This is a genomic window from Frigoribacterium sp. CFBP 8754 (assembly GCF_014841815.1).
Taxonomy (GTDB): domain Bacteria; phylum Actinomycetota; class Actinomycetes; order Actinomycetales; family Microbacteriaceae; genus Frigoribacterium; species Frigoribacterium endophyticum.
Genome location: NZ_JACYUO010000009.1, coordinates 1 through 23,753, shown reverse-complemented (window position 1 = coordinate 23,753; position 23,753 = coordinate 1). Strand labels below are relative to the sequence as shown.

The following is a 23,753-nucleotide window of genomic DNA, read 5'->3' as shown; positions in this document are numbered from 1 at the left end:
AGGCTTCACCCACGTTGGACAACGCTCTGACGGCGGACACAGTGATTGGAAGGGGCCCGCGTGGACTGGTCTTTGGTGCTCGACAAGCTAGTCGACGTCGTCGTAGGAATTGGCACAACGGTTCTGGGCATTTTGATCGTCTACGCCATTGCTCGACCTCGAGTTGAGTTTGCTCAATCTGTGCAGCTCGAACGTCGTCCTGGGTTTGACCGGTATGGGCTTCTAATTCGGGGCACCGGAATTGTCAGAATTATGACAATGCGCGCCGAAGTATTTCTGCAGGTGCCCGGCCGGCGTCACACCAGCGTTCCCATCCCGCTGTCCCGCGACACTTGGACCAATGTGCGCCGCAATCGGCGCCGCTGGCGCGCGGCCCCGCGGCTCCTGCTGAATGAAGTGGACTGGGCGCGACACCTGCCAGGTCGAGTCTTACCTCCGGGCAGCATGGGCCAACTCGAGACCGTCATGGAAAACATGAACGCCAAGCTATTCGTCCGTATAACAGCGACATCAAACATCTTCTCGGTCACGACCGTTCGAACTCGGCGATACTCATTCGTCGAGGTGCGCGAAGCCGTCGAGCTGGAGCCGAGCGAATAAACGATGCGTCGGAGGCCTTTTAAGAAGGCGGGATCCCGGCATCCGACCCAATCATGCGATCGACCACATCCCTGTGGTCAAGGCCTAAGCCCTTGATGGGCAGGTTAGCCGTCAATGCCCGTTGCCAGCTCGTCGGCTACAGCAACTAGTGCGTCCCAGTCGTACGCGTCAGTATCTCGTGGCCGGAGAAAGTTCACGCGAATGCGCAAGGGCTCCTCCGTCCCGACGAACAGCGCATTCCCGGATGCCCTGGCGAGCTCGCCCTGGATATCAAGCAGTGCGCCCGGTCCCTCGAGGTCATGGGCTTTGAGCTGCTTGGTGACCGTCTTCAGCGACTTGGCTAGGGTTTTCTGGGTTGTCGCGTCGAGGTTGTGGGTGCCCCACTCTCGAGCCAGGGTGTGCAGACCGGCAAGGAACTGCGCCGCTTCTGCGTAGACCACATCGTCCCGGGCTGAAACCCGGGTGTACCGGTTCGCCTCAATCTCCACCAGGCCGTAGGTGTGCAACTGCGCGATCGCTTCCCGGACGGGAGTGCGAGACACGCCCAACCACTTCACGAGCTCTTCGTCGTTCAGGCGCTCACCGGGCTCGAGAGTGCCATCGACGATCGCAGCGAGCATCTTCTCGAAGACAATGTCGCGGAGGAGGCGACGAGGACCCGTCTCGGGGGGCGCGGTAGGAATCGGCATAGCCACAGTCTGCCACATTCAGCGTCTGGTATACCAGTCTGCGAACCATTCGCGATTCGGAATCTAAGTGACCTTTCTGGCTTACGCCTTGAAAGTTCGGTTCTCGTCGCCGCGAGAGGGAGCTTGTGCCCTCACGCCGGGTTCGGTGTGGGCAGGCTCTGAGTGTTGGGAGTTCCGGTCGCTATGGCTACTCGATCATCGCCGTGCTATTCGCTCTCTGAGCGGATGGTCTCGGGGTGGCTTGGGTGGGTGAAAAAGTGAACCGATTGCTCTGTGTGGATAGGTGACCTTGATGCGCATCGTCTCAAGGCCATACGTTTCGCCTCGGGGTACCACTGCCATCGATTACACGATGCCTTCTGCAGGACTGCCCTTCCCGGCGCCGTTCACGAACCCGTGGCGTTGCGCCTCTTTGCTGCGCTGATCAAAGGAGACCCGCAGTGCCATCTGCTGTCTTGCCCGTCCGTTCGTCTCGATCCTCATTCGGAGTGCGTGTCGCTCTCGTCGGACTCACGTCCCTTGCGCTGGTGGGGGGTGTCGCCCAAACAGCCCATGCCGCCCTGCCTACCGGACCAGGGACAACTGGCCTCACTGGTGCGCGCCCCTCGGCAACTTCTCTGCAGTTCCCCATCAGCGACCAGGTGCAAGCGTCCGTTGACGTCGCCACGGGCAACCTGCTGGTAAACACGGTCGGACTAAGCCTCCCCGGGGTCAACTCCACCATCCCGATCGGAGTGGCCTACAACTCACTGGGATCGCAGACCGGCGCTACGACGTCTTCGTCGGCGACTAACTGGACGTGGGGCTTTGCCTCAGCAGGCAGCCTCTCCCTCGTCGGAGCCAACGTCGTCTACACCGGTGCAGATGGAGTGACGTGGACGTTCACTCCCGTCTCCGGTTCGGCCACCGCGTTCACGTCACCCGCCGGGTTCAAGCAGGATCTTGCCAAGACCACGACCGGTTCCTACACCTTGACCGACCGGGAGTCCCGTCAGGTTGTGTCCTTCGACGTCGACGGCAAGGCAACATCGGTCGCCGACCGCAACGGCAACGCCACGCAAATCACGTACAGTGCAAACGGGCAGCCCGCGTCGGTCATCTCCACCGCGGGACCGACCCCGGCCCGCACTGCAGCTCTGGCGTACAACCCGAGCACCCTGGTCTTCACCGTGTCCCAGACCGGCGACTCGTACAACACCAGGACGGTGAAGTACCAGAAGGACTCCGCGTCGAACCTAGTCTCGATCGTCGACGCTGCCGGGAACACGACCTCCCTGACGTACAAGGGCACGGACCTCACCAGCATCACATCGGTGACCGGCGCCAAGACGACCTTCACGTACGACGGCACCAGTCACAAGGTCACGAAGATCGACCAGGAAAACACCACGGCAGGGTCCCCGGGAACGTCGACAACCCGTCTGGCGTACGCGTCGACGACTCAGACTCTCGTGGCGGGTGCGAACACCGACACCGCTGCAGCGGTGTCGGCCGTGCCGCGGACGACCTACACGATCAACCCCACACAGAAGCTCGTCACCAAGGCCGTCGACGCCGCCGGCCGAGAGCGCTCCTCCACCTTCACCGGCAACGCCGACGTCGAAAGCTCCACCACGGGCCAGGCGGGCGCTGCAACTTCCGGTACCACGACCGGCACCTACGGGGCCAACGGCGGGAACAGCCTGACCAAGGCCACCAGCCCCGGTGGTGCGTCCTCGAGCACAACCTACGGGTCGACCCCGGCCACCGCGTACCTCCCCGCCTCCTCGACGGATGATGCGGGCAACAAGAGCGTCAAGACCTTCAACGGGGCCGGCAACGCTCTTAGCAACGCCGACGCCTCTGGCGCCACGGCGACGCTGACCTACAACACCGACGGCACCGTCGCGACCGCCACCGCACCCGGCAACGGCGCCAACAAGACGACCTACACCTACAACGCGAACAAGCAGCTGACGGGCATGACCCCCGTCACCGGCAGCAGCCTGGGCGCGAAGGCGTTCACCTACGACACCTACGGACGTCTCGCCTCGCAGACCGACGGCCGGGGCAACACCTCTTACAACGGCTACGACAAGCTCGACCGGGTCGTCGAGATCCGCAATACCGACGACGCCCTTCGGGTCAACAACATCTACGACAAGGCTGGCCGCCTCACGGCCAGCCGAAGCGCCTCGGGCACGATCGACAACACCTATGACCAGCTCGGCCGCCAGCTCACCACGAAGAACAGCGCCGATGGCGTGACCGTGAGCTACACGTACGACAAGGCAGGCAATCAGCTCACCCAGACCGACTCCTTCGGCACCTACACGAACGCCTTTGACGCCTCGAACGTCCTGACGTCGACGACCTACCCCAAGGGCGACAAGACCGCTCAGATCCAGTACGAGACCGACGCCAACGGACGTCGCACAGGCACCTGGCTGCAGTCCAACGCCGCCCACACCGTGTGGGCCGGCAAGGAAGCGACCACCTACGACGCCTCGGGACGGGTCGCGACGCTGAAGGCCTGGACCGGCTCGGGCGACGCCAGCAACACGGCCGTGTTCGACACGACCTACTGCTACAACGCCAGCAGCCCCGCCCCCACCTGCGGCACCGCCGTCACGGGTGACCGGGCCAAGCTGCAGTGGTCGAAGGACAACATCACCGGGCAGACCACCAGCTACACCTACGACTCCGCCGGTCGTGTCACCAAAGTCGCTCAAGCCGGGGGCACCGGTGCGAACACGTCCACGTACACGTACGACGCTCGGGGCAACCGTCTGACCGCCGTGACCACGGGAGCCGCCCCGTCGTCGCAGACTCTCACCTACAACGCCGCCAACCAGATCACGACGGCCGGGTACAGCTACGACGGTGCCGGCAACATGACGGCAAACCCGACGACGGCGTTCACCTACAACGCTGCTCAGCAGATGACGAAGGCCGTCAAGGGCAGTGTCACCAGCACCTACACCTACGCCGGTATCGAGCAGAAGGCCGTTCTTTCGCAGAGTGTGTCGAGCGGGGTTAGCTACAAGACCACGTACGGCAAGGCCGATCAGAACGGCAACCCCACGATCGCGACGTACACGGGCAACACCTCAAGCTCCCACGTGTACTCCGACCCCATCACCGGTCAGGCCCTCATGCTGACCACGTCGTCCGACATTGCGACGCTCTACATCTGGGACGGCATCGGCAACCCCGTCGGCCTACTGACCGACTTCTCCACCAACGCGTTCTCCTACACCTACGACCCCTACGGCACCCGCACTCTTGCCGCTGGCGGCACGGGAAACGGCGCCGGTCAGAACCCCTACTCGTTCAAGTCCGGCATTCAGGACCGCGCCAGCGGGCTCGTGAAGTTCGGGCTCCGTTGGTATGACGCCACCTCCGGGACGTGGACCCAGCAGGACACCCTCGACGCGCCGCTCGACCCGAGCAACGCGAACCGCTACGGGTACGCGGCGGGGGACCCCGTCAACTTTGCTGACTTCACCGGCGCCGCCGTCGACTTCGGGAAAGCGTCCCGCAGTGGTCTCATCGGTGCTGGAGTAGGAGCTGCCACAGGCTGCATTGGAGGGCTAGCCGCCGGCGGGGTCGGCTGCGCCCCCGGCGCCCTCGGAGGCGCCGTCGCAGGCCTCGTCGGTGGGTTCGCTACCTCAGTCGCCGAACAAGCATTCAACTAAGGAGCTGCACCCATGGAAATCTTGCTCGTGATCGCCGTCGCGGCTGTCGCCGGACTCATCGCTGGATACGTCATCGTCAAAAGGCGTCAACGCTGATCGTTTAGACGGACACGGCGCCTCAACGGAAATGGCACCCCTGCCACAGGGGTGCCATTTCGTTTTCCCCGAAGCTGCTCCCGGCAGGTACAGGCTCCCGTAGTGCGACAGCGGGGGTGTGCTGCTTTGTTCTGGGCGAGCCAACCTACTAGGCCTTCTGTGACTGCGGGGATCTTGCCACGTGGAAAAATTCGCGTGGCGCGCCCAGGAGGCCCAGTTGGGTTAAGTCCACTGGGTCGTCAAAAACGATCGTTTCTGAGCAGATCCGGGACGTGCACGCCGTTGCCGCGTTTCGGGGCGCGCCGACCTGCTCGAAACTCATGACCGAAATCAAAACCACCGAAACCGGCCACTAGGCCTTTTTGACGCGTTTTGGTAGACTCAGTAGACGAACTTGGGGGTCTCATGACTGCAGCTGGTGTGAACGTGTCCGAGCTCTACCCCGACCTCTTCGACGGCGTCGACGAGGTCGTCCGTCGTCGCGTGGTCAGCAACTTCGGAAGCGACGCCCACGAGGGGTGGGAGCCGAACCGGCCCGACGTCGAGCTGATGGTTGGCTACGCCACCGGCCGGATCTCAAAGGCCGAGTACATGCGTGCCGCGTTCGCCGAGGTCGAGGACTCTCGCCAGCACGTCCGCGCCGCCGGCTAGTGGCAGGCGAGTCCTTCGACGAGTCATTCCCCGACTTTGAAAGCACCCTCTATCCGGCGACCCAGCCGCCATCCCGGCGGGTCATGCGCAACACCGAGAACATTCGCGATGCCGGGCAGCTGCAGCGGCTCGAGTACAAGCTCGCCGGCTTCGTCCGCGAAGAAATCGCCGCCGGACGCGTCCCGATCGAGCGGACCTTCGACCTCGAGCACGCGAAGCAGATAAACAAGGAGCTCTTCGAGCACCTCTACCCGAACTGGGCCGGCAAGGTCCGGCCGTTCGGGATGACCAAGGCCGACCACTCATTCGCTGACCCGAAGCAGATCCCGCATTACTTCTCCGAGGCGCACAAGACCATCCAGGCTGTGAAGTGGGCTGAGGTTTCTCGGGACGCTTTCGCGGTGAACATGGCGATCGTCTACGCGAACATCAACCAGGCTCATCCCTTCCGTGAGGGCAACGGGCGCACGGGGAAGATGTTCCTCGAGCACGTCGCCGAGCAGTCGCCGTTCGAGTTGGACTACTCCGCTGTCTCCGCAGAGGTCTGGAACCAGCGCTCGCACTTCTCCGGTCCCGACCGCGGGTATCTCGCGGTGCATCCTGAAGAGCTCGTCCACGTGTTCAAGGCGATCACGGTCGACCGGCGCCCGGCCGAGCCGAGCCTGAGTCCCGAGCTGCAGAAGCTCGCGGACCTCTACAAGACCCACTACTCAAACCCGCCACGGCGGGGGAGTGGTGCCGGCACCGGTGCTGCTCAGCTCTCCGACTACCGCCCGGGGCGAGGCGCCATGGGGCCGGGTCAGCAGAACGGGTACGAGAGGTAGGCATGGCTGTCATTGGCTACACACGCGTGTCCACGCAGGACCAGAACCTGCACTCCCAGATCGACTCTCTGCGCACAGCTGGAGCCGAGCGGATCTTCAGCGACAAGCTCACCGGAAAGAACGCGGCTCGTCCAGGTCTCAAGGAATGCCTGCAGTACCTCCGGAATGGCGACGTCTTGCTGGTGTATTCCACGGACCGTCTCGGCCGGTCGATGACTGATGTCGTCACGATCGTGGGCGAGCTCGCCGACAGGGGAGTGGAGTTCCGGTCCCTTACAGAGCCGTTCGACACCACGACCGCCGGCGGGGAGCTGTTCTTCCACATCTGTGCCGCCTTCGCGCAGATGAATGGCCGCATCATCTCCGACCGCACCCGCGCCGGCCTCGCCGCTGCGGCCGCACGGGGGCGCCGCGGTGGGCGGCCGACTGTGATGACGCCAGAGCGAATCGCGGTGGCGCGTCAGATGCGTGCGGACGGAGCGACGTGGGACACGATCGCTGCGACCCTGCAGGTCGGGGCATCCTCGATCCGTCGCGCCTTGGACAAGGCGCCCGCAGCTCCGGTGGCTCAGTCGAGCTAGTGTGCTTCGGCCGCGGGGGCCAGGGCGTCTACCGCCAGGTGACGTTGTGCCGGCGACCCCGCCAGCACGAGCAGTTGCGGTGATCGAATGCGGCGACGTAGAGCCGGTCGGCCTCGTGGTTCAGCTGGTCGACTTCGAGCTGACGCGCCGCGAAGCCGGTGTGGAAGCCGAGTTCGTAGATGACGCGTTCGCGCTCGCTCAGCTCCCACACCTGGACGGTGAAGATCGGGTCGCGGTTCAGCGAGTACGCGATCGGCTCCGGGGCTGTCGCCGCCGTGTGGGCGAGATTCATCACGACACCTGGGATGACTTCCACGCCGCGACCTCGGCAAGTGAGTACCGCACGACTCGACTCGTCAGCGCGAACGCTGCCGGCCCGTTGCCGGCGACACGCATCGAGTCGAGCTCGGGCACGCTGACACCGATCGACCGTGCGGCCTGTGCTGGCGTCAGGAGTCCCGCGAACACCTTTTGAGGACGCGGTGCCTCGAGCATCAGCGTCGGCTTCGTGGACGTGCTCACGGGTCCAGCCTCTTGGCGAGAACGGCAAGCTTGTCGGGACGGAAGTCTGTCCAGTGATTGTCGCTGGTTTCGATCACCGGCGTGTGCTGGTAGCCCAGCTCGCGCACGTGCTGCAACCCTTCCGGGGATGTCGTCACGTCCACGTAGACGTAGTCGATGCCGGCACGCTCAAGCGCCGCCTTGACGGCCACGCACGGACCACAACCCGGCTTCCCGTACATAAGTACTGTGTGCTTTCCCATCAGGTCCACTCCCTCTCGTTCTTTTGCCGTGAAGGCGACTTGTCGCCGCTAGGACGTGGAGGTGGAGTGCAACCCTCTGTGGCGGGGTGGGGAAGAAGTTCGGGGCGAAATAAGGGAGCGCAGCGACCGCGTCTCGAACTTGTTCCCCGCGCCGGCGGCTTGCCGCTTGCACGGAGCCGGAGCGTCCGTACGCTGCCGAAGGCTTCACGGCAAAAGAACGATCTTCGGCCGGCTACGCCGGCTCCTTTCTGCCGCTTGCGGCTCCCGCGCAGCGGTGCACTGGCTGTGGGCCCGTGTGCTCCCGGGCAGACGCAGGAAGGCCCCGCGGAGTTGCACTCGACGGGGCCTTCCTCTGTGATTAAAGTCGGCGACTCATCCCTGTTCGGTTACCCCTCGGGAGTCGTCATCGTTCGTCGCTGACGGCGCTTGGGTGCCGTGGGACTGGGTGCACGTGCACCTGTTTGGCGGAGGTCCTTATCGGACCAGCCGGCCTTGAGAGCGGCGTCCCACGCGCGTGTGTGACGCTCACGGGCTTCGGCTGCAGCTCGCTCGCTCGCGTCCGCTTCGTTCGCCGCTTGCGCCAGGTCGCGCACAGCGTTGACGCGCTCGTTCACGTTCGCTTCGAGGAGACGGCGTGCCGCCTCCGCAGCCTGATCCGGGTTCACAGTCGCATCGCTCATGTGAACCAGCGTACTGGGGCACGGCGTCTCGAGACTCGCCTCTCGTCCTGCACCGTTCCGACGCATGCCCACGTCCCCGGTGGCTCCGTTGGGGCAGTTCCCTGCGGAGCAAGCTATAGGTTTAGGTGCCCTAAACCGCTTGGCCTCTGGACGCGGCGCGTCCTCGGCGGCATACTTGTCGTATGAAGCCCCGGAGATCCGGGGTCGCTGCGCTGGGCTGGGGGTTGGTCATGTCGGTACCGAACGAAGGTCAATTGTTCGGCCGTCAGCGCCGCGCGAACGCGGAAGGCGGTCCCCGTCAGAAGCGCTACACCGTGAAGGTGACGGGTGAAGAGGACGTGCAGCTCACCGCCCGCGCTGTCGCTCGGAGCGTGACCGTCCCGCGCCTCATGGTCGAGACCGCGATGAGTGCGCACATCGAGACAGACACCGATCGCAAGGCTGCGATCGCTGAACTGTTCGCTGTGCGCCGGCTCCTGGCCAACGTTGCGAACAACGTCAACCAGATCGCTCGGTTCGCGAACGAGGAGAAGCAGTTCCCCGCCGACGCGCAGGCGGTCGTCGAGGAGTACCGCGCGCTTGTCCCGCGGATCAGCGCCGCCATCGAGGAGCTGTCTGGCTCATGATGCCGAACATCACCCGCGGTGGCCGCATGGGCGGCCTGATGGTCTACCTTGCCGGCGAGGGACGCACCAACGAGCACGAGGACCAGCACCTCGTCGCAGGCGACCCGGCCATCATGACGATGTACGGCGACGACGTCCTCGACAAGACAACCGCCCTCGCGATCGCCCGCGACCTCGACGAGCCGCACCGCGTCTACGGGACCGAGGTCACGCAGCTCAAGACCATCACCGACCCCGAGACCGGTGACGTGCACAAGGAGCGCATCGACGCCCACGTGTGGCACTGCTCCCTCTCGCTCGCGGCCGAAGAAGGACAGCTGTCCGACGAGAAGTGGAACGCCATCGCCACCGACTTTGTTGACGCGATGGAGTTCACCGAGACGACCTCCGGGCGGTCTCCGGCACGGTGGGTTGCCGTCCGTCACGGGCTGTCGAAGAACGGCAACGACCACGTCCACATCGCGGTGTCTCTCGTCCGCGAGGACGGGACGAAGGTCAACGTGCACCGCGACCGTCAGCGGTCGCAGGATGCTGCCCGCGAGCTCGAGGTGAAGTACGGACTGCAGCTCACGACGTCACGGCTGTCCGCTTCGGCCGAGCGGGGCGAGAAGCCTGCAGAGCGTCAGATCGCCGAGCGCTCCGGCGCGTCGGAGGTGAAGGCGCACCGCCTCGAGCGGGGTGTCCGTGCAGCCGCGGGGGCTGCACAGACCGAGGGGGAGTTCGTTCGCCGTCTGCACCAGATGGGCATCGTCGCCAAGCCCCGCTTCGCCGCCGGCCGTGACGACGTTGTAGCCGGGTACTCCGTCGCGATCCGCCCCGAGAAGGGCGAGCCGATCGTGTGGCACGGCGGGGGCCGGCTTGCTCGTGACCTCACGCTTCAGCGCCTCCGCGAGGGATGGATCGACAGCCCCGAGGCAACGTCCGAAGGCGCCGCAGAGTGGCGGGCCACGTGGCGCAACCCCATCCGGTACAAGCCTGTCAGCCCCGGTATCGAGATGCGGGAGCCGACACCGGAGATGTGGCAGGACTACACCGCCGACGTCGGTCGCCTCCGCAAGCAGCTGAGCGACGTTCCTCGCGAGGACCGCGCCACATGGGCCATCGTCGCCAAGGAGACCAGTGCGGCATTTGCTGCGTGGTCCGAGCGTGTCGAGGAGATCCCTGGACCGCTCGCGGATGCGTCGCGTGTGCTTGCTCGCAGCGCTCAGCTCCGCAAGCACCAGGTGAAGCCCAAGCCCGCCGGTATGGCCTCCGCCTCGGGCGCCGCGATGCTGCTGCTCATGGCGACCAACGGCGGGAAGGGAACGATGGCCGAGGCCATCCTGTTCCGCCAGCTCGTCGCCACAACGCGCGCCCTCTACGAGTCGCACACGGCAATCCAGGACGCCCGCCAGGCGACACAGATCGCCGACGCGGTCGGCGCGAAGCTCGACAGCGTGCGTGCACGACTGCCCGAGATCCCGAAGGCACCAAAGCAGGCTCCCGAGCGTGCAGCAACGTCGACGGCCACGCTCGACCCGGCCGCGGACACTGCCCGTCGAGTCATCGAGGCGCAGAACGGCGCAGCCGCCGGACGCCCCTCGAACCCGCTGCCGAACCGGATTGAACCGGCCAAGCCGGTGACACCAACCGTCCACCCCGAGCGCGACGACCGAGACCGATAGAAACCGTGAAAGATAGGGGAACACGATGACTGATGTGGGGAACGTGAACAGCAACGAAGTCGAGCTCGAGCTCGACGGCGTGATGCGAACTTTGATCGCGGCCGCCGGCCGCATGGGCGAGAACATGGCCCGGATGCGCGAGGAGCAGGCTCGACGAGCCGAAGCGGTCAGCGCGCAGCGCGCACGCGAGACCACCGCGCAGTTCGACCAGGAGCGCACGATGGCGCGCGCTCTCGTGCAGCCGACACGGGAACCGGCATGGTGGGACCGCGCCCGTCCCGAGTACGTCGCGCACCTCTACGAGACGACCGCGGCATGGAAGGACCACGACCCCACGCTCGCCCAGGCGCACGCGCACATGGGAACTGTGTTCCGAGAGCGTTACGGCATCGACGTCGACAACATCGGCGCCGATCCCCGCCGTGTCGCCCAGGTGATCAACGACCGCGCGGCCGAGGCCGACGGGGTCCACGCCGAGGGCTCGACCGAGCAGGAGCGCCGTGAGGCAGACCAGCTGCTAGGCGCCGCCGATCAGCACGACCGCAACGCCGAGACCGCACGCGGCGAGGCGGCGGCGGAGCGGAGCGTCGGCGACGAAGCCCCGAAGCTCGACGACCAGGAGCCCTACGCCACGGTGAACCTCACCGCGGCCGAGGCAGGCACCCTCCGCGAAGCCCTCAAGCAGGCGCAAGACCGCCACGACCGGGCGGCCGACCCGCTGCACTACGGGCCCGAGTACGAGGACGAAGAGACCCAGGACCTCATCACTGCCGCGCAGGAGCAGAGCGGCATCGCCGGTCGTGCTGGCGACAAGGTCGACCAGGCCATGACTGAGCACGTCCCGGCCGCCGAGCCACTCGCGATCAGCTCAAAGACTGGCCGCCCCGTCGGGGTCGGTCCGAACGGTGAAATCGGCGCCGGCTACGTCGAGGAGTACACCGAGGCCAACGACCGCGACGCGATCGTCCCAGTGACCCTCACCGAGGCCGAGGCCAGCACCGTCCGCGACGCCCTCGACCGCCACGAGCGCGCCACCCAGGGGAGCATCGATCGCCTCGAGGACCGAGCAGAGGGTGAAGCTCCAGACGTCGAACACCTTCGTATTTCGGAGGCGAAGATCGACCGCAGCACGCGGGTCGGTCAGAAGCTCGAGAAGGCCACCGAGCAGCGCGCTGCCGGCACCGAGGACCGCGACGCGGGCCTCAGCGCCTGGAACAGCAACGACCGCCGCGACAGCCACGCGTCCGAGATGGCGGCGCAGAACGTCGCCCCGGACGCCGTGCAGGCCCAGTACGGTGCTGACATGTCCAACGCCAAGCACCCCCGCTCGGCCGTCGCCTTCAGCCGCGGAGCCGCCAAGGCCCGCAAGGCGGCCACGCACTCGATGGGTGTTCAGCGCGAGCGTGGGGAGCGCGGTCGATGAAGCCACCGAAGAGGTCCCTGTCAGACGAAGACGCAGTCGCCAACTGGGGCGCCGTGCAGCGGAACTCTCCGATGTGGCTCTACCGCAACGGTGAACTGCACTTGAACGAGCCCGTGCTCGTCGTGACCGCGAACGAGGACTACCTCGAGTACGGCGACCCTGAGGAACTGAGGCTGAAACGAACCAAGCCAGTGCGCATCTGGGCCGATGGAGACAAGCCCACGGAGGGCTGGCAGATCAGGCGGCTGTGATGATCCTTGTCTCCGTGACCCTCCCAGCAGCTGCCACCCTGGCTACCGTTGGTCCGTCGACGCCCGTGGCATCAAGTGCCCAGGCGACCGCCACGCTCATCGCTGCAATCGTCGCCGGCCTCGGCGCACTCCTTGCTGCAGGCGTCGGCCTGATCAACGCCTCGCGAAACCTGGCCCAGGTGCGCAGGGAGCAGTGGTGGCAGCAATTCCAGTGGGGTATCGAGAAGGCCCTCAGCCGCGACGGCGATGAATCCGACGTCGGAGTCGCCGTCTTGAACAAACTCGTTCAGCGAAAAGAGGCTCGCGAAGAAGATAATGAGATCGCGCTCGTAGTTGCGGACCTTGTCACGGACCGTGCGAGCCGACAGCGTTGGTGGAGGAGGAACCCATGAGCGACCCATCGGATCACTCGGCCGAGCTCGCAGCGCAGCTGCGTGAGACCGCTCTGAAGAACCTCGGCCGATCCGGCACAAAGTACCGTTCCGCCATCTCGGGAAGGTTCATCGCGAGCACTTCAGCCGCGCGTCACCCACGCACGACAACTACTGAGACAGTCGGACAAGGAACATCGTCCGCAGCAATCTCCCGCAGCTCTACCTCAGGTCGTTTCCTCGGGAGGAACCGCAGGGGCTGAAGGCCGCACCACAGTCACGACGAGAGCCGCCCCACGGGGCGGCTCTCGCTGTAATGGCCCGCTCTGGTGAATGGTCCGGCGCTAACGGGACGAGAGGGGGCGGTCTCGGTGAACAACCCGGACCGCCCCTGCTTGCTTCTGCCCTCTAAGCAGCTGCTGGCGTCTCCTCTTCTAAGCCGCGTTCTTCATGGCCTTGGCATCGACGAAACGCCGGAACACCTCGAGCAGGTCAACGCCGGCTGCTTCAGCCCTGAGGGTGACAACTCTGTTGGTGACCCGGCCGCGAATCAGCGGCTCCTGCTTTCGCAGGTCGTCCTTGCGGGTAGTGAGTACCGAGCCGTCGTGGGTAACGACCGCTTGCTCATCCTGAGCGAAGGAAAGCACCTTCGTGTCGTAGAACCTACGGGCGGACATCAGCAGGGTCGACCGTGCCCATCCTGCAGGGATGAGCATCAGCGGCTTGCCATCGACCTCAGGCAGCACGACCTCTCGACGAGCCCACTGCTGCAACTCGGTGTCCCAGACCTGACGGACGAGAGTCATGGATGTGTGGCCGCCGGAAGTGAATTGCGGGTACTCATCGAGCATGCTTGCCGTGAAGTCAGCCAAAGCGCCGAACACGATGCGCGTCGTGACGTCAGAGGTGATGTCCCGGTCGATTCCCTTCACGAAAAGCGGCAGCTCTTCGAGGTGCTTGAGAACACCAACCCGCAGCAGGGCCACGAGGTCCGTCGTCAAGGCGTCCCACATCCATCGACCCACGTCGGCTGCACCGCCGTGGCCACGGAAGCCGTCGCCGGCCATCCCCAGCCGAGTCTCCCACGGCTCCTCGAAGTGCTGCAGAAGATCGAGGCCACGGCGACGGTCGCCAGAAGAGCTCGACATCGCGTCAAAGCTGACGCGGGTGAAGAAGGAGTCGAGGGCAGAGATGGCGTCCTGAGCGAACGGCTGCGGACCGGCCATGAGCCGAATGGCGTGAGGGTCAAGGAACCGCCGGTTGTCCTGGTGTACCTCGATGTCGAGGAACGGGACGGGTCCAGCAATACCGAAGTGTGTAGCGATGGAAGCCATGAAGGCTCCTTCCTGGTAGAAGGACCCTCGAAGAAGCGGAGCACATCGCTCCTCTGACTTCGCTACGCTGATGGTGTGACTGCTGTCACCACCTGCGACTCAAGGGTCCAGGTTCGGCCCCGATCCACTCCAATTGGATCGGGGCCGAAGTCTTTAATTAGTCGACATCGTCAGGCGTAATTTCGCCGATCGACGGTTCAAGGGGCTCTTTCGCGGCCCGATTGCCCCTCACGATCGCACTCGGGCCCTTCAGGTCGATGCAAAGCATGCCCGCGTCCATGTACGGCTCCCAGCGACGAGTCACGGTCGTGTCGATGTCGTAGTACTGCGTGAAAGCCGTAGCAGAGAGCACGACCTGTGCCCCCACGCGTTCGGATTGTGCTCGAATCGCGTAGGCGTGCGGCGAAGGATCAGATGGTCGAAGAGCAATCACCTGGGATTCCTTGTCAAAGAGAAGCTCGACAGTGGCAGCTTCTCCAATCAGCTTGTGAGCTGCCTTGCTGATGGAGAAAATTCCGCGCTTCTGGATCGTGATGCTCGGCGCCTTGGCCAGTGGCGCGTTGCGCTTGTCGAACAATTCGAATGGCATAGTGGCTCCTCTGTTCTCTCCCTGAATCGTAACTCAGAAGACCGACATTGTCAGTGCGTCCATCAATCGCGACCTCGTCGAAATCGAATCGTAACTCTGCAGGGACGGCTAGACCCTCCAATGCGCCGAATTTAATCCGACGTTCTGAACGCAGTTTCCTAAATGCCGCCGGAGGATCCTCTCAGAGCACCGAATCAGGAGCTCTCAGTGCGACCATCGGCCTTGCGCTTCCAGGCCTGAAATTGGACTTCAGATGGACTCACGAGATGGTGTCGAGCATGAATAACATCGCTGTATGTCGGGGTCTCGAAATCGCATAACTGCCATCACGCGCCGGAAGCTATTCGATTCCATCTCGCTGGCGGGAACAGGTTGGTCTGGCCGTCTTCAGGAGCCAGATTTTCTGGGAAGAATCTACGATCTGAGCAGTTTGCCGAGCATGGACAAGCGCTACGACGATGCGTACGGAGATATTTGGCAGCACCGCGTCAACAACTACGACTGGGAAGACGATTGGGTCTTTTCGGACAGCCGATTCAACCTCGCGCACGGCGATGACGCCGCCGTCCTTGCCTTCCTTGCCGAGATGTTGCACCCTCTCGTTCGATCCGATGAGTCAGAAGTGGGGACACTCCTGAGTGGATTCAACGAAGCACTAGCGAGGGACGGATATCAGTTGTATGCCTCGGACTGGATCAGTGGACATGCCATTTACGGGTGGCGACGACTCGACGCGTTCCATGGCTCGGCCCCGGAACTACGACTCACAGAAAGACCCCTTACAGACTCTGCAGTCCTGGGGGAGCACTTGAAACGGATTCGGACGACACTGGCTGAGGATCCTGCGGCTGCAATATCTTCCTGCAAGAACCTGCTTGAAAGCCTTTTCAAGATTATTTTGGACGGCAGCGAGAGGGCCTACGGGACGAGCGAAGATCTGCCTCGTCTGTATCGAAAGGTCGCTGACTTGCTGGCCTTGAATGCAGAGTCTGTTCCTACATCGGCTCGAGCAAGTCAGACATCTCAGCAGATTCTCCGAACGCTAGTGACGACGGTTTCTTCCCTCGCCGAGCTGCGCAACGAGCTAGGGATCGGCCACGGTCAGACGTCTCGTAGTGCAGCCCTCGCTCGTCACGCCCGCCTGGCTCTGAACGCCACCGTCACCGTCGCGGAGTTTGTCCTGGATACGTGGCAGGTACGGATTGAGTCTGGAGGACTCGAGAAAGCGCCGGCCTCCAAGTCCTAACCATCTGGACGCAAATGAGCCGACCCCGACCCGCTGACATAATCAATATTATCGGCTACGGCGTGGTCTCATCCGCGCCGACTTGTCCCGAGATCCGCGGGCTCAGATTGAAGGCCTTAGCCGAGGCGTAAGGGCCCAGGGCCAGGGCCCAGGGCGATGGGCGCCTGGGCCCCAAGCCGTAACTCACAGGGTGAGGGGCCAGGGATATCCGTGCCGGTCCGCCACCCATTTGAGTCGGAGAAACTCTGGCCGCTGATTCCACTTTTCCGGCAGCCCAACAGGCGCTAGGGATATGGCGCTGAGCTGCACGGCATCTGTCTGATTGTCCAGACCCAGTTGCCGCACAACGAGCGCTTGGTAGAGCGTGATGAGGCTAAGGAAGTCATGGTCCTTCGCTGCTGCCGATTTGGCCGCTTCTCGGTACAGGCGGAAGCCGTCAGGAATGTTGCCCGCCGCGAGGTGCGCGAGCCCGAGGGTTGCCTTCATAGTGCTATCGGCTTGTGAGTACGGCGTCAGGATACGAATCGCCTCCTGTCCCCGTCCGGCCATGGCGTACACGTAAGCAGCGTTGTTGACGAGAATCGGATCAGTTTCGTGGGACTCAATCACCGTCTCCGCAATTGGAAGCGCCTCGCTCCATCTCTCTGCTCCGATGCCGAGGGCAACCAGGGCGGAGGACACCGCCCGAGGGTTTGAGGGCTCGGCCGAAGCCCATCGTGCGGCCTCGTCCGCGGCTACATCGTTCTGGCCTTGAAGATGAGCAATTTGAAACGCCACGTACGCTTGGCGGGCAGGAGGCATCGTCGCCGTGCACCTTTCAAACGCGTCGATAAGCGCGGGGACGTGACTCCTCCGGTCTGACGCTTGCGCCAGATTTGAAACCACGATGTGGTGCTCGGGATAGCGCTCGGCTAGAGCGACGAGTTGCTCGATTGCAGTTGTGCGCCGGGCATGCCCAGTGACGACTCTGATGCGCAGCAAGTTGCTCTGTACCTCTGCAAAGTCGCCTGGGTTCTTCTCTGGGTCAATTCGCTTTGCAGCGGCCGCGAGAAGGGACTCGCCACGCTCGGTTTGCCCGATAAGCAGTGCCGCTCGAGCTTGCATCACCATGAGCTTCGGGGTCTCCTGCACCCCGGAGTTCAGGAGCCGATCTGCTTCCCGCAGAACCTCTGCTGGCTCACCACTCTCGAGTAGCAGCTGTAGATAATGCATGAAGATGTCTTGCCGAGCGGCGCTGGCACGTGTAGCCCGCAGCGCCATGGACAGAGCCTTGCGATGTGCTCCAGATCGCGCGAACGCGATCGACAGGTTGTGGGCGCTTTCCGCATCGTTCGGGACTGCTCGCAGTGCTCGACGAAGCAGTGGAATCGCACCCCGATCGTCACCCTCGGCTAGTAGCAGGTAGGCCAGCGCCGCGGCTTTGGATTCATCATCAACCGGGTTCAGCAGTCGATGAGCGACCGCGAAACGCCCGAGCTCTGCGAAAGCGGAACCAAGCACGAGCCGTGTGGTGTCGTCGATAGGAAGCCTAGAAGCGAAGTCCTCGATGACGTCAAACTCGTCATTCCGAGCCAAGATTTCAAGTGCAAGACGAATGGCGAACGGATCTTCGAGCCTCCGATCGCTCACCTTCGTGGCGAGATTGAGCACCTCGATCGCAGTTGCCACCGCCGGCTCAACAGCCTCACACGCTTCCTGCGCCTGGGCAAGCTGGATCAGTGAGGTTGTACTGCGCTCCTGCGTCGCCACCCGGGTGGCCCTTTCAAGCTCAACCTCAAACTCCTCCCGGACGATTGCGCGAATGGCATCGCTGAGCGTCTTGGAACCCGGCGTGTCGGCCGCATGGGAGACCGATTCGGCAGAAGTTCGACGAGCTGCGGGACGGGTGGGCTGTGATTCGATGGAGTCGAACGTCGCAGCTTTGTCGTCGGCGGTCAGAACACCCAGAGCGGGCATTAGCTATTCCTCTCAAGCGCGCGCCGAGCCATGCGCTCATCGATTTGGATTCTCTTCGTCATGATGTCAATCCTTCTCAAGACCCAAGTCAGCGATTCTCGATCTTTCTGGTCTTTGCCGTAGGGACCCCGAACCAAGCGTTTCGATGCGACCGGATGGCAGAGAGTCGCCAAAAGCACTCGAGCGTCGTCTTGAACGGACTTGGGCAAGATGCTGACGACGCTCTCAACAACGAGCTCCTGCTTATTCGTCAAGACAGCTAGATCACGAACTTGCCCGTGCTCCAAGTCATACGCCGCCTGCGTCCGAGCCCCTCGGATGTCCCCGATGCTGATCTGCGTCATGGATTGTCCCGTGAGTAGTTCCACCAGGAGGGAGCCCAAGCCGTAGTAATCGGCGGCCAGGAAATCGTCAGTTGTTGCGCCTCCCTGCAGGAAGACAGCCTCGGGCGGGGCGTGAAATGGATCACCTCGGCCAATCAGGTACGCATCTTCGGGCCGAGATCTCAGCAGCGCAAGATCTTTGCCGCGACCAAAATCACCGAAGCGCACGACCGACTTGCCGCCGGCTTCGGTAAAGACGAGGCAGTTCTCCGCCTTGACGTCTCGATGCGCGACTCCTGCCGCGTGCATCCGCATCAAGCTCAGAACGGCTGATCTCCAAAGTTGAAGCCGCTTGGCCAGCGAGACTTTCGCTCGCGCCGCAGGCGAGGAACACAGATCCGACAAGGGGCCGTCCGCAAGCGCTAGGGCTTGAAAAGGCAAAGTCAAGGTGAATGGGGAACCGCTTTTGGCCGGTGGAATGACGTAGCTGCCGCGGCCCAGGAGCTTTACGACCCCGTCGCAGTTGACGAGCTTTTCGAGAATCGAGCCTTCGTTCTCAAAGTCCGTAATGTGCGCAGATTGCAGCCGCTCGGGATGGAGCACCTTGACGGCTGCCTGGGTCCCATCCACGGGGTACGTGGCTTCAAATACAAGACCGAACTGCCCGTGGCCGAGGAAGGAATCGATGAAGAAGTCCCCGATGGTTTCACCGACGAAGAGTTCGTCAATCCAAGTGGTTGGCGCGCTCGTGCTCACTTGGAGTACTCCGCGCGTAGGCGCTCCATCTCCTGCGGATTCTGCTGCAAAATCTCAACGATGTCAGAGGGTAGGGCTGGTGGCAGGAAGCTCTCGACAGGGACCGAGTAATAATCGGCGAGGCGTTCAGCTGCTCCACCTACCGATCGTTGCCCTCGCTCCATCCGCGACAACTGCGAAGCTGCCACCCCCACGTTTGATGCTGTGTGTCGCAGACTCTCCCCCTTTGACTCACGGAGACCACGCAGAAGCGCACCAACCGTCTGAGTAGCCATTCCGCGAGACTATCCATTGTTGCCACGCGTGGCAACGATCACTCGCCCCCAAAAGGCGTGTGCGTAGTCCTTCGAACAGAGTGATGAGCTACTGACATCCCCTGGCTCCAAAGAGGGCTTTGTGTTCAGGCCTGCGTCAGGTGAAGGCTTAGCTGTCGAGACCCCTTACGTCGACGAAGAGTCCCGTCGGTGGGGCGAGGTAGGGAAGCGGGTCACCAGGATCCGTTGTTCCCGAAGACTTGCCGAACGGTCCAACGGGGCTCAGGAGGACGCCCATGTGGTGGTCGGCGTGGTCGCGCCACCAGACGCTCATCCCGGTCGCACCGTCGCCTCGGAAGTGTTCCCAGGTGCGCCAGAGGGCGTCGAGCCGGGCGACGGCCTCTGGGTGCATCCACCACTGCGGGTCCCACCGGAACTCGCCCTTGGGGCTGACCTCGCGGCGGTAGGTGACGATCAGGAACTCCCGCACGAACTCGTCGGCTGAGCCGTAGAACGTCTCCGGTTGCTCGAGGGCGCCGTCCTCGTCGACGTCGTCGTCTGCGTCGTCCCACTCAGCAACGTCGCTCATCGGCCGTCCTCCGCCTCGAGCGGCCTTACCGTCGAGCTGTTCAACCATGGGTTGCCCTCCGCGGGCGTAGAGGCCACGGTCGTCGTCGGGCCCGCCACCTGGGCCGTGGCTTCGTGCGCGGCTATCGACGCGTGGATCTTGTCGGCGTCGGGGCTCTCGTACCAGGGCGCCGTCTTGACCATCGACGTCCGAAGACCCGATGCCAAGAGAATCGCCCGTCCCCGAGGCAACTCCGCGAGCTCGGAGATGTCGAGAATGCGGCGCCGACTGTTGTTCACGTTCGTCGACCGGACTCCCTTGTTCATCGAGTACGAGACGGCCTCGTGGTCGTAGTCCCCGATCAGCTCGGAGAGCTCACGGAGCCACTCGGTTTCCTTCACTCCCCCGAGGTATACGACCTCGTTGGCGGCGCTGAAGAGCTTTCGCATGCCGGCGAGGGTGAACACGTCGACGCCCTGCGACCAGGACTGGAAGATCGACATGATGGGGATGCCGCGGGAGCCGTAGTGCGAGTACAGGTCCGGTAGGTCCTTCCACCGGCACACGTTCGCGGCCTCGTCGAGGATGCAGAGCAGAGGCGTCGTCAGGCGACCGCCGGGTTGGGTCTTGGCCAGGCGTTCGCCGGCCTCGACGACTGCGACGGTCAGCGCGGTCACCAGGGGGGCTGCGGTGCCCTCGCCCTCCTTGGAGAGCGAGTACAGGGTGTCGGTGCTGCGCACGAACTCGTCGGGGTTGAACTGCGGGCGCGTGTCGCCGGCCATGTTCTGTCCGAGGGGCGTCACCCATCGGCCGATGCTGCTGTTCTTCAAGCATGCGGCCATCTTGCGGGCCGTGCCGTAGACACCGTCGCGCTGCTTGGGTGAGGTGCGGGACGCGCTCTCGACGTCGTCGGCGATGAGCTCGAAGCCGCCCTTGCGGAGGATCGAGACCATTTCGCGGTTGTCGGGGTCGGTGAGCCACCCGAAGACGTCGGTGATGGGGCGCTGGTCGAGGGACGCGGCCAGGAGCATGCCGGCGAGGAGGTCCTTACCGGCGGGATCGAAGAACGCATCACCCTTGTCGCCGGCCTCGCGAGAGCCGGCCGCGAAGTGCCCGGCGAGTCGGGCGGCCGTGGTGTCGTCGGTGACGTAGGAGAGCGGGTTCCACCACCAGGTGGGCTCCTCGTCGACGAGCTGTTGCGGGTCGAATACCCACGTCGTGCCGACCTGGTCGCGCATCTTGCGAGTCGTCTCGACGGTGTCGGGCTTGTTCGACGTCGTCAGGAGGGCGCCGGGGGCGGCGAGGATCGCTGGGACGACCAGCGAGGTCGTCTTACCCACGCGGGGCCCGGCGATGCCGATCGTGACGTCCTCCCACGAGGCGTAGAGCATCTTCCCCGAGCGCATGTCCTTGCCGAGGGGCACGCCGGGTCGGCCGGGCACGCCGAGGCGTGCGGCCTTCTCGAGCGAGCGCTTCTCCTGCAGGTCGAGAAGATCCTTCGTCGAGCCCATGTACCGGGCGGACGTGTCGACGCGGGTCTTGTTCTTGCTCGACGGGCGGAAGATTTTCGCGGCCGCCACTACGAGGATGAGCAGCACTACCGCGACGACGATCGAGAGAACCGTCGCCAGCGTCGTCCACTCGACCGTGCCGTTCTTGATGCCTGTGGCGATCTTGAACGGGTCGCGGGGTAGGTCGGCGTTCGTGCCGTCGATCTTCGATGCCGCCAGGAGGCCCGCCCATGCCGACGCGACCGCGCCGGCGACGATGCAGAACATGTACGTGTAGAGCACGGTGTTCGGGTTGGACCGGCCCGGCTCGGCACGGCGGTTTGTCTGCTGAGTGCTCACGCTGCACCCTCCTCGAGTTCGTCGCCCTCGTCGCCGACGACGACCGCCAGCTCCGGTGCCAGGCCGATCATCTCGTCAGGCTCCGGGAAGACTTCGGTGGCGTGCCAGGCCTTGTTGGTGTCGTTGATGTAGCGCTCCTCCTCGGTGAGCTCGACGTGCACCGGGATGCCCGGGTGCCCGCCGACCTTGATGAGGAACTTCCCGCGCCCGGGCGGCTCCTGCTCCGGGGACCATCCGGGCGGGTTCTGCCAGGACATGACGAGGTTCTGCTCCGAGCGGGACAACGCCACCGCTTGAGTGAGCATCGCCATCTCGGCACGGGGCAGCCCGCCGGCGACGATCATCCCGGCGCGCTCGACGAACCCGCGGGCCTTCATGCGGTCCTGCTCGTCGGGTAGGGCCAGGAGGTCCGACATGGTGTGCGTGATCATTGCCAGGCCCACGCCTCGCTGACGGTTCAGGCGGGTGAGCGAGTCGATGCGGTCGACGATGCCCTTGCCGACGCGCAGCGCCCGCCACAGCTCGTCCATGACGATCAGGTAGTGCCGGCGCGGCTGCAGCTTCGCGTCTGCCAGGGCCGTGGCGACGTTCACCGTGCCGAAGCCCTGCGACCAGCACGCCAGGAGGACGGCCGCCTGCAGGTCGGTATCGGATTCGTCGATGCTCGACACGTCGTAGACCACCGGCTTGTCGTGGCGCATCGCGACGTCGGTCTGCTGGGAGAAAATCTCGCCCAGCCGCCCGCCGCGGGTCAGGCTGATCAGCGACGCCTCGAGGCCTCGGGTGATCTCCTGGTACGCGCGCATATCGCCGCGGTCGACCGCGACGTCACGGACGGCGGGGTGGGCGTCCTGGATGACCTTGAGCAGATCCGCCAGGACGGGGATGCCCTCGAACTCGTCATCGAGCACCCGCAGGGCCGCGTCGATCATCGACTCCTCGACGTCGTTCGGCGGCTGCTTCCGCAGGATCGTCAGGAGCGAGGACACCATCGTGTTTCGGCGCCCGTGGGCGTCGGCGATGAGCTGCTGACGCTGCTCCTCGAAGCCGGCGACGCGCAGCTGCTCGGCGGCGTCGATCGCGCCGCCCGGGTCGAGGATGTTGAGGTGCCCGCGGCCTCGGCCGAGGGTGATGACCTGCCCGCCGAGAGCGCGAACCATGTCGACGTAGTCCGGCTTGAGGTCCCCGAGGACGAGCGGCAGGTAGCCCATGCCGTCGCCGCCGACGCCCATCCGTCGGATGAGCGTCGATTTCCCCAGGCCCGGCAGGCCCAGGGCGAAGATCGAGGGGTTGGAGATGATGCCGGCCTGGAACCACGAGATCGGGTCCGCGCAGACCGTGGCCCCAGTGTCGAGGTGCAGCCCCAGCGGGACACCGCTGATTGGGCTGCCTGAGCCGACGGCATACGGCCAGAGGCCGCACACCTGCACCGTCGTACCGCGCCACTCCGGGGCGGGCTGAACGATGACGGTCTCACCGCGCCCGCGACCGATCCAGCCACGGGGTGTGGGGCGCTTGAACGACTGACCGGCAGCACGGAGCGCCTGGCGCTCCTTCTTCGTCAGCTTCTCCTTCGACTCGGACTTCGCCTCCACCTGAGAGGGGGTGAGCGTCTTCGCTCGCTTCTTGGTGACCCGACGGGTCCCCTGGTCAAGCGCGGGCATCGGTAGTCCCTTCCGTCTGGTCGCTCATCAGAGCTGGTCGCGGATGTCATGCGGGATGGCCAGGTGCCGAGGGAGCACCACGCCGAGAGGCAGACCAGCCGCGAAGGCGGAGTCCTGCGACCCGTACACCGGCCGCAGCCGGATGCGGGCCTGAGCGGAGAGGCTGTCGATCGCGGCACGCGCGTCTTCGATCGTGGCCGGGTCCTCGACGGTCGCCGTGACGACCATGCCGAAGTTCACAAGTCCCGCGCCGCCGGACTCTTCCGACTCGTTCGCGAACGCCGCCAGGGCGTCCTTCCGCGAGCGGCCGGTCGGC

Annotated in this window: 25 protein-coding genes; 11 read left to right on the top strand and 14 right to left on the bottom strand. The window is 64.4% G+C overall.

Features of this window, described 5'->3' with window-relative positions:
• Nucleotides 1-60 precede the first annotated feature (60 nt).
• Nucleotides 61-600 (top strand): hypothetical protein, encoded by a 540-nt coding sequence (locus IFT72_RS15000; RefSeq protein ID WP_192046929.1) that lies wholly within the window; start codon nucleotides 61-63, stop codon nucleotides 598-600.
• A 104-nt stretch (nucleotides 601-704) separates the two neighbouring features.
• Here the strand turns inward: IFT72_RS15000 and IFT72_RS14995 are convergent, their stop codons facing one another.
• Entirely contained in the window at nucleotides 705-1,289 is a 585-nt protein-coding gene (locus IFT72_RS14995; RefSeq protein ID WP_192046928.1) for a GntR family transcriptional regulator, read from the bottom strand.
• A gap of 641 nt (nucleotides 1,290-1,930) precedes the next feature.
• Between IFT72_RS14995 and IFT72_RS16775 the strand changes: the two genes are divergently transcribed.
• The 4 genes from IFT72_RS16775 to IFT72_RS14975 all read left to right on the top strand — a co-directional run bounded on the left by IFT72_RS16775 (nucleotide 1,931) and on the right by IFT72_RS14975 (nucleotide 7,118).
• Nucleotides 1,931-4,966: an RHS repeat-associated core domain-containing protein gene (locus IFT72_RS16775; RefSeq protein WP_192046927.1), complete on the top strand. Its 3,036-nt coding sequence runs from the start codon at nucleotides 1,931-1,933 to the stop codon at nucleotides 4,964-4,966.
• A gap of 501 nt (nucleotides 4,967-5,467) precedes the next feature.
• A complete protein-coding gene (locus IFT72_RS14985; RefSeq protein ID WP_192046926.1) occupies nucleotides 5,468-5,713 on the top strand; it encodes a hypothetical protein in 246 nt (81 codons plus the stop codon).
• Between the two features lie 83 nt (nucleotides 5,714-5,796).
• Nucleotides 5,797-6,537: a Fic family protein gene (locus tag IFT72_RS14980; protein WP_192046925.1), complete on the top strand. Its 741-nt coding sequence runs from the start codon at nucleotides 5,797-5,799 to the stop codon at nucleotides 6,535-6,537.
• A 2-nt stretch (nucleotides 6,538-6,539) separates the two neighbouring features.
• Nucleotides 6,540-7,118, top strand: a complete 579-nt coding sequence (locus tag IFT72_RS14975; RefSeq protein WP_192046924.1) for a recombinase family protein — start codon at nucleotides 6,540-6,542, stop codon at nucleotides 7,116-7,118.
• 28 nt (nucleotides 7,119-7,146) lie between these two features.
• Here the strand turns inward: IFT72_RS14975 and IFT72_RS14970 are convergent, their stop codons facing one another.
• The 4 genes from IFT72_RS14970 to IFT72_RS16770 form a co-directional block, all read right to left on the bottom strand.
• Nucleotides 7,147-7,410 carry a hypothetical protein gene (locus IFT72_RS14970; protein ID WP_192046923.1) on the bottom strand — a complete coding sequence of 88 codons (264 nt, stop codon included), beginning with the start codon at nucleotides 7,408-7,410 and terminating at the stop codon, nucleotides 7,147-7,149.
• On the bottom strand, nucleotides 7,410-7,640 hold the full coding sequence (locus IFT72_RS14965; protein ID WP_192046922.1) for an AlpA family transcriptional regulator: 231 nt from the start codon (nucleotides 7,638-7,640) through the stop codon (nucleotides 7,410-7,412). The genes IFT72_RS14970 and IFT72_RS14965 overlap by 1 nt, the downstream gene beginning before the upstream one ends.
• Complete coding sequence (locus IFT72_RS14960) at nucleotides 7,637-7,861, bottom strand: glutaredoxin family protein (protein ID WP_192046971.1); 225 nt, start codon at nucleotides 7,859-7,861, stop codon at nucleotides 7,637-7,639. The genes IFT72_RS14965 and IFT72_RS14960 overlap by 4 nt, the downstream gene beginning before the upstream one ends.
• 831 nt (nucleotides 7,862-8,692) lie before the next feature.
• Nucleotides 8,693-8,794, bottom strand: a complete 102-nt coding sequence (locus IFT72_RS16770; protein ID WP_371741318.1) for a hypothetical protein — start codon at nucleotides 8,792-8,794, stop codon at nucleotides 8,693-8,695.
• On the opposite strand from IFT72_RS16770, the gene mobC reads away from it, so the two are divergent.
• From mobC to IFT72_RS14935, 5 genes are read left to right on the top strand one after another with little or no spacing between them, the layout of a single operon-like run.
• On the top strand, nucleotides 8,793-9,188 hold the full coding sequence (gene mobC / locus IFT72_RS14955) for a plasmid mobilization relaxosome protein MobC (protein ID WP_197981578.1): 396 nt from the start codon (nucleotides 8,793-8,795) through the stop codon (nucleotides 9,186-9,188). The two genes, IFT72_RS16770 and mobC, sit on opposite strands and share 2 nt — an antisense overlap.
• A complete protein-coding gene (locus tag IFT72_RS14950; protein ID WP_192046921.1) occupies nucleotides 9,185-10,852 on the top strand; it encodes a relaxase/mobilization nuclease domain-containing protein in 1,668 nt (555 codons plus the stop codon). Before mobC ends, IFT72_RS14950 begins: the two co-directional genes overlap by 4 nt.
• Before the next feature lie 34 nt (nucleotides 10,853-10,886).
• Nucleotides 10,887-12,275: a hypothetical protein gene (locus IFT72_RS14945; protein WP_206758289.1), complete on the top strand. Its 1,389-nt coding sequence runs from the start codon at nucleotides 10,887-10,889 to the stop codon at nucleotides 12,273-12,275.
• Complete coding sequence (locus IFT72_RS14940; RefSeq protein ID WP_192046919.1) at nucleotides 12,272-12,526, top strand: hypothetical protein; 255 nt, start codon at nucleotides 12,272-12,274, stop codon at nucleotides 12,524-12,526. The genes IFT72_RS14945 and IFT72_RS14940 overlap by 4 nt, the downstream gene beginning before the upstream one ends.
• Entirely contained in the window at nucleotides 12,526-12,918 is a 393-nt protein-coding gene (locus tag IFT72_RS14935; protein WP_192046918.1) for a hypothetical protein, read from the top strand. Before IFT72_RS14940 ends, IFT72_RS14935 begins: the two co-directional genes overlap by 1 nt.
• A gap of 413 nt (nucleotides 12,919-13,331) precedes the next feature.
• On the opposite strand, the gene IFT72_RS14930 is transcribed toward IFT72_RS14935, so the two are convergent.
• Both IFT72_RS14930 and IFT72_RS14925 read right to left on the bottom strand, forming a co-directional pair.
• Nucleotides 13,332-14,231, bottom strand: a complete 900-nt coding sequence (locus tag IFT72_RS14930) for a hypothetical protein (RefSeq protein ID WP_192046917.1) — start codon at nucleotides 14,229-14,231, stop codon at nucleotides 13,332-13,334.
• Between the two features lie 157 nt (nucleotides 14,232-14,388).
• Nucleotides 14,389-14,820, bottom strand: a complete 432-nt coding sequence (locus IFT72_RS14925) for a hypothetical protein (protein ID WP_192046916.1) — start codon at nucleotides 14,818-14,820, stop codon at nucleotides 14,389-14,391.
• 295 nt (nucleotides 14,821-15,115) lie between these two features.
• Between IFT72_RS14925 and IFT72_RS14920 the strand changes: the two genes are divergently transcribed.
• Entirely contained in the window at nucleotides 15,116-16,066 is a 951-nt protein-coding gene (locus tag IFT72_RS14920) for an abortive infection family protein (protein WP_192046915.1), read from the top strand.
• A 183-nt stretch (nucleotides 16,067-16,249) separates the two neighbouring features.
• Here the strand turns inward: IFT72_RS14920 and IFT72_RS14915 are convergent, their stop codons facing one another.
• From IFT72_RS14915 to IFT72_RS14885, 7 genes are all read right to left on the bottom strand, one after another.
• Nucleotides 16,250-18,022, bottom strand: a complete 1,773-nt coding sequence (locus tag IFT72_RS14915; protein WP_192046914.1) for a hypothetical protein — start codon at nucleotides 18,020-18,022, stop codon at nucleotides 16,250-16,252.
• On the bottom strand, nucleotides 18,022-19,101 hold the full coding sequence (locus IFT72_RS14910; RefSeq protein ID WP_192046913.1) for a protein kinase: 1,080 nt from the start codon (nucleotides 19,099-19,101) through the stop codon (nucleotides 18,022-18,024). Before IFT72_RS14910 ends, IFT72_RS14915 begins: the two co-directional genes overlap by 1 nt.
• On the bottom strand, nucleotides 19,098-19,376 hold the full coding sequence (locus IFT72_RS16765; protein ID WP_192046912.1) for a helix-turn-helix transcriptional regulator: 279 nt from the start codon (nucleotides 19,374-19,376) through the stop codon (nucleotides 19,098-19,100). The genes IFT72_RS14910 and IFT72_RS16765 overlap by 4 nt, the downstream gene beginning before the upstream one ends.
• A 148-nt stretch (nucleotides 19,377-19,524) precedes the next feature.
• On the bottom strand, nucleotides 19,525-19,944 hold the full coding sequence (locus IFT72_RS14900) for a DUF4913 domain-containing protein (protein WP_192046911.1): 420 nt from the start codon (nucleotides 19,942-19,944) through the stop codon (nucleotides 19,525-19,527).
• A complete protein-coding gene (locus IFT72_RS14895) occupies nucleotides 19,941-21,773 on the bottom strand; it encodes a TraM recognition domain-containing protein (RefSeq protein WP_192046910.1) in 1,833 nt (610 codons plus the stop codon). The genes IFT72_RS14900 and IFT72_RS14895 overlap by 4 nt, the downstream gene beginning before the upstream one ends.
• Nucleotides 21,770-23,437 carry an ATP/GTP-binding protein gene (locus tag IFT72_RS14890; RefSeq protein ID WP_192046909.1) on the bottom strand — a complete coding sequence of 556 codons (1,668 nt, stop codon included), beginning with the start codon at nucleotides 23,435-23,437 and terminating at the stop codon, nucleotides 21,770-21,772. Before IFT72_RS14890 ends, IFT72_RS14895 begins: the two co-directional genes overlap by 4 nt.
• A gap of 27 nt (nucleotides 23,438-23,464) precedes the next feature.
• The coding region (locus IFT72_RS14885; RefSeq protein ID WP_371741317.1) for an SCO6880 family protein at nucleotides 23,465-23,753 on the bottom strand (289 nt) is incomplete at its 5' end.